Below are 16,358 nucleotides of genomic sequence, written 5' to 3' on the forward strand. Positions count from 1 at the left end.
GGTAACTGGTACCTGGATTTGTTTTACAAAGAAAAGGTGCCAGCGACTAAATGCGAACAATAAATGGCTAATTTAAAAGAAGTAAGAATTCGTATAGCATCGGTGCAGTCTACCCAGCAGATCACCAAAGCCATGAAAATGGTTTCGGCTGCCAAGTTGAAACGTGCTACGAATGCTATTATACAATTACGTCCCTATGCAACCAAGCTGAAAGAGATTTTAGGAAATCTTTCTGCGAGCCTGGAAGGATCATCATCGCCCTTTATACAGGAACGTGAGCCTAGTAAGGTGTTAATTGTAGTAGTTTCTTCTAATCGTGGTCTTGCTGGTGCGTTTAACATGAACGTGATTAAAACTGCCAATAATTTAATTGCTGAAAAATATAGTGAACAGCTTAAAAATGGTAATGTAAGCATAGTAGCCATTGGTAAAAAATCTCAGGATTTTTATGAGAAGCGTAACTATAATGTAGTTGGAAATAACAATGAGGTATATGCCGCACTTACTTTTGAAAATGTAACCAAAATTACTGATGCCATTATGGCCGGCTTTGTAAAGGGTGAATTTGATAGGGTTGAACTGGTTTATAACCGGTTTAAGAATGCCGCGGTTCAGCTATTGACTACTGAGCAGTTACTGCCTTTGCCAAAAGCGGAAAGCATTGAGGAAACAAAAGGATCGAATGTTGATTATATTCTTGAACCTTCCCAGGAAGAGATTGTTGCAGAGTTGATACCTAAGTCTGTTAAGACCCAGTTGTATAAAGCCGTACTTGACTCTCATGCTTCAGAACATGGTGCCCGTATGACTTCGATGGACAAGGCAACGGAAAATGCCGGAGATCTGTTAAAAGCTTTAAAACTTTCCTACAACCAGGCGCGTCAGGCTGCAATTACTACAGAACTTACAGAAATTGTGAGTGGTGCTGCAGCACTAAATGGCTAACAGCAAAATATATATGTTTAAAAGCCCCTATCATTGATAGGGGCTTTTTTTGTAGTAGACTGAATTAGGGGATGGATCTGATAACTTGTTCAAAAAAGTAATCGGTTATACTGGTTTTTAGTTAATTAATATTATTTTTGTGCCATAAATAAAATAAGCATGGAACAGACACCAAAACACAATACAGAAAGCATGAAAAGAGCTAACGAAGTATCCATCTATAAATTGATGGTTGTAGGAATTCTAATCAGTATGTTGGGTGTTTATTTGCGTTTCGCAGGTGATTCGACTACATTGTCGATCGTTTCATGGGTAATCCTTTTTGTCGGTTCTATAGTAGCGTGTAAAGGCGTATTTAAAATACTGGCTGCATAAGCTGGATATTTTTTTAAGATTCAGGCCCTCATCAGTATATACTGGTGAGGGCTTCTTTTGTAATATTTTAGTGAGCAGCCGGGTTTTAAGGTTACTTCAGCAGGCCTGAGGTATTAAGGAGAAATCTAACCTTTAATATTATGAAACAATATTTCGTTTACCCGGTAATGGTGCTTGCCTTTTGGGGCTGCAGCAATGCAAATAAGTCTAATGAAAGCGCAGATGTAACTGCAGCCAGTCTGGAAAAATCAGATACTTCACTTACGGAGAAAATCATTAAAACTGCAGATATGCGTTTTAGGGTAAAGGATGTGCAGGATACTAAGGTACAGTTGAGTGCTGCAATAAAGGCTGAGGGAGGAAATATTGCTGAGTTCTCCATCGAAAGTAGTATCCAGCGAACAGAAAAAATTAAATATTCAGCAGATTCTTTGCTTGAACTGACAGCTTACAGAACCGAGGGTGCCGTCATCGCAAAGATCCCATCGGATAAACTGGATGAATTTACCAATAAGGTTGCTAAAATGGCTGTGTTCGTTGATTTTCAATCCATGAAGCTGGATGATCAAAGCCTTGTTTATCTAAGTAATAAATTAAAGAGCCAGAACCGGATAGAGGCAGTAGATCAGTTAAACAAGTACGCAAATAAAAAGAGCAATAATGTGGAGACCTCATTATATGTTAAAGACGATGATGTAGATAAAAAGATTCAGAATATGCAGATTGACAACCTTGTTCAGTACAGCAATATCACGCTTAATTTTTATCAGGACAATACAGTTAAGACCATCAGGGTAGCTAACGATAATCTGTATGATTATAAGCCGGGTTTTTTAAGACGATTTGTGCTTAATGTTCAGAATGGCTGGGTAATTTTCAAAGAGTTTATCCTGGTTTTAGCCAATTTATGGATGTTGATCGTTTTGCTGCTGGCAGGTTATTTTACCTATAGATCTTACAAAAAAAAGGGTGCTCAGGTTTAACCTGAGCACTTTATTTCAAACGTTTTTTATTGTCCTTTACAAAAGATTCCCAACCAGAGTAACTCTTCCCTTTTCCAGCTTCTGCAATTTTTTGAAAAGAGTGGCATACCGCAACAGCCAACCCGTCGGTAGCATCTAAAAATTCAGGAGTTTCTTTAAAATTGAGTAGCCTTTGCAGCATTCCCGCTACCTGTTCCTTTCCGGCACTTCCATTTCCGGTAATTGATTGTTTGATCTTGCGGGGCGCATATTCATTAATCGGTATATTTCTGGATAGGGCAGCTGCCATGGCAATGCCTTGCGCACGACCTAATTTTAACATGACCTGGATGTTCTTCCCATAAAAAGGGGCCTCCAATGCCAGGGTGTCTGGTTTATATTCGTCGATAAGTTTTACTGTTTTCTCAAAAATACGTTGCAACTTTAAAAAATGGTCATCTAAATGGTCCATTCGGACAATACCCATTGTGATCAATTCAATTTTGCTCCCCCGCTCCAGTATCACCCCATAACCCATGATTGCGGTACCGGGATCGATGCCCATAATCACCCTTTCCTTTTTTTCCACCAACATAAAACAATATTAAGCATATTTGCACAGAGTAAATTAAAAAAATTGACATCCGGTTATAAAAAAATACTATCCAACCTTCTTAAAGCAGCTATTGTAATACTTGCATTTTGGTTTATTTATAAAAAACTGTCGTCCAATCAGAATTTAAAGGAATTTAAAAACCTTTTAGCCCAATTGCCCCGGCAGGAAATTATCATCGTATTAACAATAGTCTGTATACTGATGCTGGTAAACTGGGGCCTGGAAGCCCTGAAATGGAAAAGACTCATTGCCAGAGTAGAGCAGATCAGTATATGGCGGGCAATTGAATCTGTTTTTTGCGGGTTAACCTGGGCTGTATTTACGCCAAACCGGATCGGTGAATATGGTGGTCGGGTATTCTTTTTGTCGCCTAAAAGACGAATTATAGGCGTTGTGGCTATGGCGGTAGGAAGCATTGGGCAAATGGTGCTTACCAATGTTTTTGGGGCGATAGCAGTTACCATCTTTATTTATCGTTTTGTAACTGTCGATTACAGGCTCTTTTATGCGCTGATGACTTTGTCTGCTATGTTTTGTGCATTTTTCATCATTTTTTATTTTAACATCAGATGGCTAAATGGTATCCTGCTGTCCATGCGGTTTACGCGTAAGTACAAAAAGTTTTATAGCATCTTAGCCAGGTATAGCAAAAAGGAACTGTTAATGATCTTATTTTATTGTCTGGCCCGGTATACGGTATTCAGTACTCAGTATTTTATTTTATTTTTCTGGCTGATACCGGAAATTCATTACCTGGATGTTTTAATGATGGTAAGTATACTTTTCTTTGTGCAATCTACACTTCCATCACTCGATCTTTTTGATATAGGGGTCAGAAGTGTCACAGCTTCTTACTTTTTTAGCTTTGTTACCGGCCACGACGTAGCTGTTATCGCTTGTACTGCGAGTATATGGCTGATAAATATTATAATTCCTGCTATATTAGGCTCTTATTTTGTGTTTAAACTTAATTTTTTTGGAAATACTCAGCGCAATTAGTTTTATATCGTCGTTTTTAACGGTTCTCTACGTCATCGTGGTCATTGCTTTTCTAAAAGGCTGGCATAAGCTGGTAAATTTTAAACCGCAGGCAACGGCTTTGAGCACCAAAGTATCCATACTTGTTGCCGCTCGTAACGAAGCTCAGAATATTGCCAAAACAATAGAAGATCTGATTGTTCAGAATTATGATAAGGAACTAACAGAAATCATATTTATAGATGACCATTCTACCGACCAGACTGCTGAGATCATCAGCGCCTATTCGGCGAAGGGTGTAAAGCTCATCCGTCTGAATGAAGACCGGGCACTCAATTCCTATAAAAAGAAGGCGATACAAAGGGCAATAGCCCAGGCCAGCGGCAGTTTGATCATTACCACGGATGCCGATTGCAGAATGGGGCCAGACTGGCTTACAACCATTGTCAGCTTTTACGAGGAAAAGAAATATAAGATGATCTCCTCCCCGGTGGTTTATTTTGAAGAAAAGACTTTTTTCGAACGTGCCCAGACACTTGAATTTTTATATTTAATCGGCTTGGGGGCTTCAACTATCGGCAATCAAAAGCCCTCAACCTGCAATGGGGCTAACCTGGCCTATGAACGGGAAGCTTTTTATGAAGTGGGGGGGTTTCAAGGCATTGACGATCTTGCGTCCGGCGACGATGAACTGCTGCTGCATAAGATGGCTGCAAAATTTAATGGCCGCATCGGATTTTTAAAAAATGAGGATGCTATAGTCTATACCCATCCAAAGGCTACATTAGGCGAGTTCATTCAGCAGCGTAAACGCTGGGCATCAAAAAGTACCAGGTATAAAAACAAATCAATTATTGTATTGGGTGTTTGTATCTGGCTGTTTAACTTAAGTATTCTTGTCAATGCTGCAGCAGGTATTTTTGATGGCTTTTACCTTAAGCTGGCCTTGTTTCAACTGCTGGCTAAAATGACTATGGAATTGCTATTTTTATACGATGTAACAGGTTTTGCCAAGAGAAGGAGCCTGCTGATTTTGTTGCCGGTACTGAATATACTGCACATCTTGTACATTGTGTATATAGGTGTTGCCGGAAATACCGGCAAATACAACTGGAAAGATAGAATGGTAAAGTAATGGAAAGCAATAACAGTCCTTCAAAAAAAATATGGAAGCGGTTTAAAAAGAATAAAATGGCTTTTGGCGGACTGCTGTTTATCTTGTTGTTAACGCTTATGGGTATTCTGGGTTATCTGATCACTCCTGATCAAAGCCCGATGGCCAATACCATGCACCTGCAGTTGAGTAATAAAAAACCTGGAAGGACATTTAAATTTATAATCGTCAGCAAAAAGGAAAACATTAAGCAGGTAAACTTCATCGAACGGATGTTGTATGGTCAGGAAGCAGATTTTAAAAGCCTCCCGATAACATCGAGCAGAATTGCAGGGAAAAATGTTTATGTAAGAGAGTATATTGGAGATGATGAACAGGCAGAAGAATCTGTGTATCCTTTAATTGGCCAGGGGCAGTTCTATACCCAAACCTTCTGGCTGGGGACAGATATTTACGGCCGTGACTTATTAAGCCGCCTCATCATCGGCATCCGTGTATCCTTATCGGTAGGCCTGATGGCTGTCCTCATCTCCCTTTTTATCGGCGTAAGCCTGGGGGCCCTGGCCGGATATTTTGGCGGAAAAACAGATGCCGCCATCAGCTGGTTTATGAATGTGATCTGGTCATTGCCTTCTCTTTTGCTGGTCATTGCCATTTCTTTTGCGCTTGGAAAAGGTTTCTGGCAGATCTTTATCGCTGTAGGCTTGTCAACATGGGTTGATGTGTCCCGTTTGGTGCGCGGGCAGGTGATGGCCTTAAAAGAGGTCGAATTTGTCGAAGCAGCTAAAGCGCTTGGATTTTCTACTTCGAGAACCATTGTAAAGCATATCCTGCCCAACATTGCCGGGCCGATCCTGGTTGTCGCTTCGGCAAATTTTGCTTCTGCCATTTTACTGGAAACAGGACTGAGCTTTTTAGGCTTTGGTGCCCAGCCGCCTATGCCCAGCTGGGGCGGAATGATCAAGGAACACTATGGGTACATTATCATGGATGCAGCCTATCTGGCCATCCTGCCCGGCCTGGCCATCATGCTTACGGTATATGCATTTAACCTGCTGGCCATCGGGCTGCGGGATGCCTTTGATGTTAAATCACAAAATATATCTGTGTAGTTCATTCCTGAATTTATTAACTTTGGGGATATGCTATTGAATTGTTATCAGCAGGAATTTTTAGAAGCCGGATGTGATGAAGCGGGAAGAGGCTGCCTTGCGGGGCCCGTATTTGCTGCTGCAGTGATTTTGCCGCCTGATTTTATTGCCGGAGAACTGAACGATTCTAAACAGCTCAATCACCAGCAACGGAAAAAACTCAGGATCATCATAGAAAAAGAGGCCATTGCATGGGCTGTTGCAGCGGTAGACAATATAGAGATCGACCAGATCAATATATTAAACGCCTCTTTCCTGGCCATGCACAGGGCTATAGAGAAACTGATTGTCAAACCTCAATATTTAAGTATTGATGGCAACCGGTTTAAAAAATATCCGGACATCCCGCATTCCTGCATTGTTAAAGGCGATGGCAAATACCTGAATATCGCTGCAGCATCCATATTGGCAAAAACCCACAGAGATGAGTTTATGGAATGCATCGCAGCGGAATATCCGCATTACCAGTGGCAGCAAAATAAAGGCTATCCCACAGTAGTGCACCGCTCTGCCGCACTGGCGCATGGTTTATCGCCATATCATCGTAAAACTTTTACCATTAGCCCACCCCAACTCAACCTGTTTTCCGAAATCGCCGGATAATTAGTATTTTCACATAATTTGAAAACACTGATTCTTACAAACAGAGTTCCCTTTCCACCCAATAGTGGTTATCCTATAGTGGTTTACAATACCATTAAAGGGCTGCTAGAGCTTGGGGTAGAGATTACTTTGTTCAGCATCAACACCAACAAACACAGAATTGATGTGGATGATATCTACGATCCGGTGTTTGAAAAGATCAAATTCCACTCCGTCAGCCTCGATACAGAAGTAAATGTATGGGGCGCACTGCTCAATATCTTTTCCAATCAATCCTATAATGTATCCCGGTTTTATGATGAAGATGCGGCCCGTTTACTGGAAGATATTTTAAAAGAAAACGAATTTGACATTATCCAGTTTGAAGGCTTATTTGTGGTGCCTTATCTTGACGTCGTAAAGGCGAACAGCAATGCAAGGGTAATTTACAGGGCACACAACATAGAATTTGATGTCTGGGAACGCATCGCGATGAGAGAACAGTTTACCCCCCGGAGAAGGTATCTGCAGTTTTTAGCGCGGCGTTTAAAGCACTACGAAACAGAACAGATCAATCGCTTTCACCAGGTATTTGCCATCAGTGAACCCGACCGCCAGAATATATTAAGATTCGGCTGCGAGGCCCCGCTGGATGTTTTTCCGGTGGCACTTGATTTTGAAAAATACACCATTGACCAGACAAAGACCAGCTTCCCCACCTTGTTTCACCTGGGCGCAATGGATTGGAGGCCTAATAAAGAAGGACTCGAATGGTTTCTGGATGAAATCTGGCCGGATATTGAAAAACTAAACAGCGAGCTGCGTTTTTACATTGCCGGAAAGAGCATGCAGCGCCAGTTTTTTGAATACGATTCAGAAAACCTGGTTGTAGAAGGAGAGATATTTGATGCCATAGAGTTTATGAACTCCAAGGCCATTATGATTGTCCCCCTACTATCAAGCAGTGGAATGCGGGTTAAGATCATAGAAGGGATGGCCATGCGGAAATGTATCATTGCAACAAGTATGGCAGCCGAAGGCATCGGTTATGAGCATGGTAAAGATATCCTCATTGCCAATACTGCCGATGAATTTTACAGGTCTATTTTACAATGCATAACCAATCCAAAAAAATGGCGGGAAATTGGCGATAATGCAAGAAAGACAGTAGAAAGAGACCATGATATCAATGCCATTTCCAAACGGATGCTGGCCATCTATCAGAAATTAATTAGTGCCTAAATTTATATACCTTTGCCACGCTTTTAGTTATATTAAACTGTATGAAGAATACCGCACTAACCGATAAACACATTTCATTAGGCGCCAAGATGGTGCCATTTGCCGGGTACAACATGCCCGTACAATACGAGGGCATTAATGCAGAGCACGCCACAGTGCGCAACAGTGTAGGCGTTTTTGATGTGAGCCATATGGGTGAATTCATCCTAAAAGGTGAAAATGCTTTAGACCTGATCCAAAGGGTAACCAGTAATGATGCCTCCAAACTATATGACGGTAAAGTACAGTACTCCTGTTTGCCAAATGAAAATGGTGGCATCGTAGATGACCTGCTGGTTTACCGCATCGATGCACTTACCTATATGCTTGTGGTGAATGCTTCAAACATAGAAAAGGACTGGAACTGGATACAAAAATTCAATAACAAAGGTGTAGAAATGCACAATATATCCGACAAAACGTCTTTATTGGCCATACAGGGGCCAAAAGCTGCCGAAGCCTTACAAAGTTTAACGGACGTAGACCTCGCTGCTATGGAATACTACAATTTTGTAAAAGGCAGGTTTGCCGGAATAGACAATGTAGTGATCTCTGCAACCGGGTATACCGGTGCCGGTGGATTTGAAGTTTACTTCGATAATGCGCATGCTGAGGTCATCTGGAACGCAATTTTTGAAGCAGGCCAGCCATTTGGTATTAAGCCCATCGGCTTAGGAGCCAGAGATACCCTGAGGCTTGAAATGGGCTTCTGCCTGTACGGCAATGATATTGATGACCAGACCTCGCCAATTGAAGCCGGACTGGGCTGGATCACCAAATTTTCTAAGGTATTTACCAATTCAGCGGCACTCCTTGCACAAAAAGAAGCAGGCGTTTCCAGAAAGCTGATCGGCTTTGAAATGATCGACAGGGGCATCCCGCGTCATGACTACGAAATTGTTGATGCAGAAGGTAAGGTGATCGGTAAGGTCACTTCAGGTACCCAGTCGCCCTCCTTACAAAAAGCTATTGGAATGGGCTATATAGATAAAGCATTTGCGAAGGAAGGAACCGAGATCTTTATCCACATCCGTAACCAGAAAATACGCGCTAAAATCGTAAAGTTCCCTTTTTATAAATAGATATTTACCTGCCCTAATCCCCATTTTACGTATATGCATAAAAAAAGCATAGAAGTTTGTTTAACTCCCGCATTACTGAACCTGTACGACATCAAAGAAAGTGTTGTTGTGGTCATTGATATTTTAAGAGCAACCTCGTCCATCGTATATGGAATAGACAATGGTGCCAAAGCCATTATTCCGGTAGCCCATGTTGAAGATTGTTTAAACTACGCAGATAAAGGATATTTACTGGCAGCAGAAAGAAATGGAGAAGTTGTAGCAGGTTATGACTTTGGCAACTCTCCATTTTCTTATGTGGGCGAGAAGGTAAAAGACAAAACAGTGGTGCTCACCACCACCAATGGGACCAAAGCATTGCACATGGCGCAGGCCCAGGCATACCAGGTAGTGATCGGGTCTTTTCTCAATTTAAAGGCTATATGTAACTGGCTCAAAACCCAGGAAAGGGATGTGCTGTTGCTTTGTGCAGGATGGAAAGATAAGTTTAACCTGGAAGATACCCTTTTTGCCGGTGCAGTAGTGAATGAACTGCGAAAGGACTTTACGCATTTTGATGATTCCTGCATTGCTGCCGAAGACCTCTACCTGCTGGCTAAAGACGACCTCAGAAACTACCTGCATAAATCATCACACAGCCACCGGCTGGCCGAACTGAACATAGAAGAAGACGTTCAATTTTGCCTGCAACTTAACATTTGCGAGGCCATACCTATATTGGTTGGCGATGCACTGGTAGCTTTAAAGGCTATTTAGGCTTGTATTTAGCCGCCTGCAATAGCTGCTGTGCATCTTTTTCAGCCATCAGCTGTTGTAAAGTAACAGCAGGGTTCTCCTTCATGTACTTTCTAACAATCTGCCAGCCAATCCATATCCCCAGTTTCGGGGCAGACTCGTTTTTTTCTCCTAAACCAGGCGTAAACGGCCCCTCACTTAAAAACACCTGTATTTTCTGATAATCCGTTTCAAATAATAAATCATTCTGGAGATAATAACCCCATATCTCGCCCTCAAACGTTTTACACCAGTCCAGCTGCCTTGCCGTATAGCCGATCTTAACAGAATCGGGCACTTCATCTGCTAAAACCTGGTCCATAAAGTACAGGATCTTTCCATTGTAGATCATTTTGGCCAGTAAGGAACGGTCAGCATCCTGTTCCCGGAAAAGCTCTTCCCTGGCATAAGTTTCAGTAACGCGGGGTACAATGTACTGAGGTGTAAAGCGCCTGGACAAATACAGCGGCACGCTTTCTACAATAGCCCTGTAAAACTTGCTGCCCTTTCCTAAAAACATGTCCAGGCCAATACCCATATAATCATCCCCAATAGGGGTTTGAACGGCAAAGCCTGAAATAAAGGAAATGAACCTGGGAACTTGTGCTTTGGGATAATGGTGTTTAATGTATTTAAAAGTCTGGCCCAGTTCTTTTTCTGTACTGGCCAGGCTGCTAAAAACACTGTCTTTTTCTTTATTCAGATCGTGATAAGCCCGATCTTTATACAAAGTAGAGAGGATTGCCTCATTGCTGTAATTAAAGTTGCCCACCATCCGGTGCACATAGTCATCGTAAAATGCGCCATATTTTTTTTGCAGCAGCGTGTCGGTCTGTTTAAGGTCTTTCGTTTTTCCGGCATATAAATCCTGGTCAAAGCGCTCAATTTTTACCTCCAGGTGCAGGGCACTCACGTCGGGTTTGGTACTTTGCTTACACGAAAGAAAAGTTATTATAAACAGAAAAAATAAATAGCTTTGACTGATTTTTACGTTATATATCATTAATCACAAATATATATTAAGTAATAGAAAATATATTCATATGAAAAGACTATTTCCAGGCTTATTGCTATTGTTGTTGACCGGTAACCTTTTTGCACAGAACATCAGGATACCAGATTACAGTTTCAGGCTGGGTTTAACCGCCCATCCAACATTCGGATGGGTAAAACCTGAAGTAGGTAAAAGTAACAGCATCTCCTTAGGCTTTTCTTACGGGCTGCTGGGCGATTTTAATTTTGCAGAGAACTATAGCTTTTCAACCGGGCTAACCATTACCACCATCAATGGAAAAAGTACAGAAGCTTTTACGGTTACCCCGCCGGGGGCAAGCACACCCAGCCAGGGCGAAAATGAATATAAGTACAAACTCCAGTATATTGAGGTTCCGCTAACTGTAAAGCTTAAAACCCAAAAGCAGAATGAAACCCGCTGGTATGGGCAGTTCGGGCTTTCCAATGATTTTAAAGTCGGTTCCAAACTGGATATTAAAACATCCGGCCAACCCGAAATCAAGGACGGGCCGGCCAATGTTAAGTTTTACAGGGCCGGTTTAATTATTGGTGCAGGCGGAGAGTTCGATATTTCAGGCAATGCCAGTATTGTTGCCGGATTAACCTATAACAATGGTTTTACCGACATCACCAGCGATAATAACACCTCCGTGCGTAGCCATTATGTTGGCCTTAATTTAGCGGTGTTCTTTTAATCAATCCTAACTTTAAAAAGTATATAAGCTCATGAAAATCGCATTAGCACAGCTCAACTATCACATCGGAAATTTTGAATACAATACCAACAAAATCATTGCGCACATTGAACAGGCCAAAACCGAAGGCGTTGACCTGATTGTATTCGCTGAGCTGGCCGTATGCGGTTATCCCCCCCGCGATTTCCTGGAATTTGATGAATTTATCACACTCTGCGAAGAGGCTGCCCAGCAAATTGCTGCCCATTGCCATGGCATCGCCTGTATTGTTGGCCTGCCTGTTAAAAATGAAGTGCTTGCCGGTAAAGACCTCTATAATGCGGCCTACTTTATAGAGGATGGCCAGAAAAAAAGAGTGATAAAGAAAGCATTATTGCCCAATTACGATGTATTTGATGAATACCGGTATTTTGAACCTGCCAGCCATTTTGAATGTATCGATTTCAAAGGCATAAAAATAGCTGTTACCATCTGCGAAGACCTTTGGAACATCAACAACAACCCCTTGTATGTTTCCGTTCCCATGGACGAACTGATCCGGCAAAAACCAAAGCTGATGATCAATATCGCAGCTTCTCCCTTCTCTTACCTTCATGATGAAGAAAGGGTAGTGGTCTTATCCGACAATGCCAGGAAATACAATTTACCATTACTGTATGTAAACCAGGTAGGGGCACAAACGGAGATCATCTTTGACGGCGGCTCACTCGCTTTCGATAATAAAGGGAACCTGATCGACGAAATGCCCTATTTTAAGGAAGCGCTCCGTACCTATGAATTTACAGATAACATCATCAAAGGACATAGCCCTGTGCAACACCAGGCTGTGCCTGACATAGAACAGATCCATGATGCCCTCGTATTGGGTATTAAAGATTATTTTGCCAAGTCTGGCTTTAGCAAAGCCGTTTTAGGCCTGTCGGGCGGTATCGACTCCGCTATCGTATGTGCCTTGGCCTGCAGGGCGCTGGGGCCGGAGCATGTAATGGCAGTACTGATGCCATCCAAATACTCTTCCGACCATTCCATACAGGATGCCCTTGACCTGGTGAAGAATATCGGCTGCAACCATGAGATCATTCCGATAAAGGAAGCCGCAGATGCCTTCGACAGCATGATGGCACCAGCCTTTAAAGGCCTTCCATTCAACCTGACCGAAGAGAACATCCAGGCAAGGTGCAGGGGCATTATTGTGATGGCCATGTCCAATAAATTCGGCTATATTTTATTAAATACCTCCAATAAAAGCGAATGTGCCGTTGGTTATGGTACCTTATACGGTGATATGTGTGGCGCAATAGGGGTAATTGGCGATGTGTATAAAACACAGGTTTACCAGCTGGCCCATTACATCAATAAGGACGGCACCATAATTCCGGAAAATTCTATTGTTAAACCCCCTTCTGCAGAACTCAGACCCGGCCAGAAAGATTCAGACTCCCTACCCGATTATGATGTCCTAGACAAGATCCTGTACCAGTACATAGAATTGAAACAAAGCTCATCGGCCATTATTGCCCAGGGCAATGACGAAGCACTCGTTAAAAGGATCATCAAAATGGTCAATACCGCAGAGTTTAAGCGGTACCAGACCCCACCTATCTTAAGGGTTTCGCCCAAGGCTTTCGGAATGGGACGGAGAATGCCAATTGTAGGTAAATACCTTTCTTAAACGGTTTTCCTAACCCATTTCCGGTAAGGTATAATTGCCGCCAGTAAAAGCGCAAGCACACTAAAAACTTTTGCAATAAGGTCACCTGTCCTTACGTAAAGGGTCAGTTCATCATTTAAATTGATGTCGGCTTTTATGGCTGTACTGGTCCACCATCTGGTCTGCTTTAACACATCTCCTTTTTGGTTGATGAAACAGGAAATTCCGGTATTGGCCGAGCGGACCACATACCTGCGGGTTTCAATAGCCCTTAACCTGGCATACATCAGGTGCTGGTCCTTGCCCGAGGTATTTCCCCACCAGCCATCATTGGTTACCACAGCAATGAACTGAGCCCCGTTCTTAACCGCTTCAGCTACCCAGTCACCCCAGATCGATTCATAACAGATCACGGGGGCAACCCCAATGCCGCTGTATGCATAAAACACACCAGGTTCCTTTTGCCAGCCATAACCACCCACCGTGCCACCAAAACCTTCAAATACGGGCCCTAATATGGACAATGCTGCCGGGAAAGGCATTTTTTCTACCCCCGGTACCAGTTTGGATTTATGGTAAAACTGTACATTAGCAGAGTTCTCTATTTGCACAGCGCCATTAAATACATCCACATAAGTACCGTTGTCATATTTTCTGGCTGATAAGGTTTGCTGATCCGGATAGAACTTAATGCTCTCTACGCCCGTAATCAATGTACCGTTCTTGTATTTTTCCAGGAAGCGCTGCGCCATTATAAAATCACCTGAGCTGCGGATCCTGTCTTCGTCAAGCCTGCTTGGAATCGCCGTTTCAGGCCAGATAAAATATTCCGTATTGGGTTGCGCCACCGAATCAGACAGCCGGGTAAGCACTTCCAGCTGCCGGGCAGATGAAAGTCCGCCAAATTTCAGGTAAGGGTCTATATTGGGCTGCACCGCCACCACATTTACAGGTACTTGCTTTTCTTTATACTGGCTGTATTTTGTCAGTGATAAACCCACAGGCAATATAACAAATAGTGCCCAGCCCAATGCAGGCCTTAAACCGGCATACCCTTTAGCCCCGTTTTCCCATTTTTTATAGGCCTCAAAAGCTAAAATATTGCTCAGTAATATCCATAACGATCCGCCATACACACCCGTATACTCATACCATTGCGCCAGTTGGTGCATGCCCGATAAGCCATTTCCCAGGGTCATCCAGGGAAAGGCCAGGTCCCAGCTCTGGTGCAGGTATTCCATGGCAATGTAAAAGGAAAGCAGGCCCAGGTAGGCGATCTTCTTGCCCGCTACCCGGTTCAGCCGGTAATACAACCAAAAGGCAAAAGTCATCAGCAAAGCGCCCAGTCCAAAAGGAATAAGCGATACAAATGCCGATACCACCGGGTTGTTTACTGCACTGATGGCATTGTAAACCCAATAAATACAAGCCGTATTCCATACTAAAAAAGTCAGGCCCGCAGTCAGGAACACCTTTTTACCTGTTTTAATGGTCTTGTTCTGCATCAGCTGATCCAATGCGATCAGTAAAGGCACCAGGCCAATTAACAGCAAAGGAGTTGTATAAGAAGTTGGCGGCCAGGCCAGCCACATTAAAAATGCACTTAACAGCGCCAGTACAATGTTTTTGGATTTCATCAAGCTATACTTATAAGCTGTCTAAAATATCCGCCTTTTTGGCTTCATATTCTTCCTGCGTAATCAGGTGTTTATCGTATAAGCTTTTCAGCTTTCTCAATTTCAAAGTAGTTTCATCTTCCGGTTCTTCTACCGGAGCCGGAGGTTGCGAAAAGAAGGGCTTCGGCTCCTCGTCGGCTACCGGTTCCGCGGGCGCTGTATTTACCGTTACCGGTGAAGTTGAGGAGCGGCGATCTTCCAGTTCAGCCTGTCTAAGCTGTTCTTTAAAAGCTTCCAGTTGCTCATAAGCAGCCTGGTACAATTTACGGGCTTGTACTTTAGGGATATATTCTGTAATGATGTTTTCCCCATGTAAGGGCACGCAAATAAATTTAGAACCAAAAATCTCTTCTTTAAAAGAAACCTCTTTAACGCTTTTCCAGGAGATGTCTTTAAAGTTCATGGTGATCCCGAAATTACCAGGTTCGCAATAAAAAATACGCTTGTTGCTTACCGCAATACAATCCGGGAGTAAGTTTACCGCAGGTTTTTTTTGTACGGCCATATAAATCAGTTCCTCGTTGCTGGTCAGCATATCATTCAGTTTTCCTAAAACCTTTTCAACCGCCTTTGGATCTTGTTCGTCACTTAAAAATCTATCTATCAAATTCATGTTATTTCTTTTTTTGTTAACTTAATTTTGTCGTTTCGTCATCTCAACTATAGGAGAGATCTCTTGAACTATCCTTAATCAAGAGATCCCTCGTCGCTGCGCTTCCCTCAGGATGACGTGGCTTATTAATCCTGGTCATATTTTGTTTTCTTCTTAACCTCTTCCGCTCCGGCCACACAAATTACAAATTCCCCTTTTAATATATTGTTTTCAAAATGTGATTTAATTTCTGTTAATGTACCCCTGACTGTTTCTTCATACAGTTTGGTGAGCTCCCGGCTTACCGAAGCCTGCCGCGCTTCGCCCATGTATTGTGCAAATTCTTCCAGCGTTTTTAACAGGCGGTGCGGACTTTCATAAAAGATCATGGTCCGTTCTTCATCTGCCAGTTTCTTCAGGCGCGTTTGCCGGCCTTTTTTTACCGGTAAAAAGCCTTCAAACACAAACACATCCGAGGGGAGGCCCGAATTGACCAGCGCGGGTACAAATGCCGTGGCACCAGGTAAACACTCCACTGCCAGGTCATTTTTCAAAGTTTCCCTGACCAGGAAAAAGCCAGGATCAGATATCGCAGGTGTTCCCGCATCCGAAATCAGGGCCACATTTTTACCCTCCTTCAAAAAGCGTATAATTTCAGCTGTTGCCTGATGCTCATTGTGCTGGTGGTGGGAATAAGCCTTTTTATCAATCCCAAAATGCTTCAATAAAGGCGCACTGGTCCTGGTATCTTCTGCCAGTATCACATCCGCTTCTTTTAAGATCCGGATGGCCCTAAAGGTCATATCCTCCAGGTTACCGATGGGTGTAGGCACGAGAAAAAGTTTTCCTGTTGTCATTTTTAAAGCTTAA

General features: G+C 42.7%; 17 protein-coding genes. 12 read left to right on the forward strand and 5 right to left on the reverse strand.

What is annotated here, in order from left to right; all coding sequences use genetic code 11:
* Positions 1-63: 63 nt before the first annotated feature.
* The 3 genes from atpG to R2Q85_RS20065 all read left to right on the forward strand — a co-directional run bounded on the left by atpG (position 64) and on the right by R2Q85_RS20065 (position 2,303).
* Positions 64-945 carry an ATP synthase F1 subunit gamma gene (atpG, locus tag R2Q85_RS20055; protein WP_316813578.1) on the forward strand — a complete coding sequence of 294 codons (882 nt, stop codon included), beginning with the start codon at positions 64-66 and terminating at the stop codon, positions 943-945.
* 159 nt (positions 946-1,104) lie between these two features.
* The gene (locus tag R2Q85_RS20060; protein ID WP_316813579.1) at positions 1,105-1,320 is read left to right on the forward strand and encodes a hypothetical protein; all 216 of its coding nucleotides are present in this window, start codon (positions 1,105-1,107) and stop codon (positions 1,318-1,320) included.
* Between the two features lie 140 nt (positions 1,321-1,460).
* A complete protein-coding gene (locus R2Q85_RS20065; RefSeq protein ID WP_316813580.1) occupies positions 1,461-2,303 on the forward strand; it encodes a DUF4349 domain-containing protein in 843 nt (280 codons plus the stop codon).
* Positions 2,304-2,313: 10 nt separating this feature from the next.
* On the opposite strand, the gene ruvC is transcribed toward R2Q85_RS20065, so the two are convergent.
* Entirely contained in the window at positions 2,314-2,877 is a 564-nt protein-coding gene (ruvC, locus tag R2Q85_RS20070; protein ID WP_316813581.1) for a crossover junction endodeoxyribonuclease RuvC, read from the reverse strand.
* Between the two features lie 42 nt (positions 2,878-2,919).
* Between ruvC and R2Q85_RS20075 the strand changes: the two genes are divergently transcribed.
* The 7 genes from R2Q85_RS20075 to R2Q85_RS20105 are packed head-to-tail and all read left to right on the forward strand — an operon-like array spanning position 2,920 to position 9,842.
* A complete protein-coding gene (locus R2Q85_RS20075; protein WP_316813582.1) occupies positions 2,920-3,897 on the forward strand; it encodes a hypothetical protein in 978 nt (325 codons plus the stop codon).
* On the forward strand, positions 3,875-5,011 hold the full coding sequence (locus tag R2Q85_RS20080) for a glycosyltransferase family 2 protein (RefSeq protein ID WP_316813583.1): 1,137 nt from the start codon (positions 3,875-3,877) through the stop codon (positions 5,009-5,011). Before R2Q85_RS20075 ends, R2Q85_RS20080 begins: the two co-directional genes overlap by 23 nt.
* Positions 5,011-6,102 carry an ABC transporter permease gene (locus R2Q85_RS20085; protein WP_316813584.1) on the forward strand — a complete coding sequence of 364 codons (1,092 nt, stop codon included), beginning with the start codon at positions 5,011-5,013 and terminating at the stop codon, positions 6,100-6,102. The genes R2Q85_RS20080 and R2Q85_RS20085 overlap by 1 nt, the downstream gene beginning before the upstream one ends.
* A 30-nt stretch (positions 6,103-6,132) precedes the next feature.
* Positions 6,133-6,744 (forward strand): ribonuclease HII, encoded by a 612-nt coding sequence (locus tag R2Q85_RS20090; RefSeq protein ID WP_316813585.1) that lies wholly within the window; start codon positions 6,133-6,135, stop codon positions 6,742-6,744.
* Positions 6,745-6,762: 18 nt separating this feature from the next.
* Positions 6,763-7,965, forward strand: a complete 1,203-nt coding sequence (locus R2Q85_RS20095) for a glycosyltransferase family 4 protein (RefSeq protein WP_316813586.1) — start codon at positions 6,763-6,765, stop codon at positions 7,963-7,965.
* A gap of 41 nt (positions 7,966-8,006) precedes the next feature.
* Complete coding sequence (gcvT, locus tag R2Q85_RS20100) at positions 8,007-9,086, forward strand: glycine cleavage system aminomethyltransferase GcvT (protein ID WP_316813587.1); 1,080 nt, start codon at positions 8,007-8,009, stop codon at positions 9,084-9,086.
* 33 nt (positions 9,087-9,119) lie between these two features.
* Positions 9,120-9,842 (forward strand): 2-phosphosulfolactate phosphatase, encoded by a 723-nt coding sequence (locus tag R2Q85_RS20105; protein WP_316813588.1) that lies wholly within the window; start codon positions 9,120-9,122, stop codon positions 9,840-9,842.
* Here R2Q85_RS20105 and gldB read toward each other — a convergent pair.
* Positions 9,835-10,863, reverse strand: a complete 1,029-nt coding sequence (gene gldB, locus R2Q85_RS20110) for a gliding motility lipoprotein GldB (RefSeq protein ID WP_316813589.1) — start codon at positions 10,861-10,863, stop codon at positions 9,835-9,837. The genes R2Q85_RS20105 and gldB overlap by 8 nt on opposite strands.
* A gap of 40 nt (positions 10,864-10,903) precedes the next feature.
* On the opposite strand from gldB, the gene R2Q85_RS20115 reads away from it, so the two are divergent.
* Positions 10,904-11,569 (forward strand): porin family protein, encoded by a 666-nt coding sequence (locus R2Q85_RS20115; protein WP_316813590.1) that lies wholly within the window; start codon positions 10,904-10,906, stop codon positions 11,567-11,569.
* Between the two features lie 31 nt (positions 11,570-11,600).
* The gene (locus R2Q85_RS20120; RefSeq protein WP_316813591.1) at positions 11,601-13,241 is read left to right on the forward strand and encodes an NAD+ synthase; all 1,641 of its coding nucleotides are present in this window, start codon (positions 11,601-11,603) and stop codon (positions 13,239-13,241) included.
* Here R2Q85_RS20120 and lnt read toward each other — a convergent pair.
* From lnt to rsmI, 3 genes are all read right to left on the reverse strand, one after another.
* The gene (gene lnt, locus R2Q85_RS20125) at positions 13,238-14,857 is read right to left on the reverse strand and encodes an apolipoprotein N-acyltransferase (protein ID WP_316813592.1); all 1,620 of its coding nucleotides are present in this window, start codon (positions 14,855-14,857) and stop codon (positions 13,238-13,240) included. The genes R2Q85_RS20120 and lnt overlap by 4 nt on opposite strands.
* Before the next feature lie 10 nt (positions 14,858-14,867).
* Complete coding sequence (locus tag R2Q85_RS20130; protein WP_316813593.1) at positions 14,868-15,509, reverse strand: PH domain-containing protein; 642 nt, start codon at positions 15,507-15,509, stop codon at positions 14,868-14,870.
* 125 nt (positions 15,510-15,634) lie between these two features.
* The gene (rsmI, locus tag R2Q85_RS20135; RefSeq protein WP_316813594.1) at positions 15,635-16,345 is read right to left on the reverse strand and encodes a 16S rRNA (cytidine(1402)-2'-O)-methyltransferase; all 711 of its coding nucleotides are present in this window, start codon (positions 16,343-16,345) and stop codon (positions 15,635-15,637) included.
* Positions 16,346-16,358 lie beyond the last annotated feature (13 nt).

The organism is Pedobacter heparinus (genome assembly GCF_032678725.1).
In the GTDB taxonomy this organism is placed as follows: domain Bacteria; phylum Bacteroidota; class Bacteroidia; order Sphingobacteriales; family Sphingobacteriaceae; genus Pedobacter; species Pedobacter heparinus_A.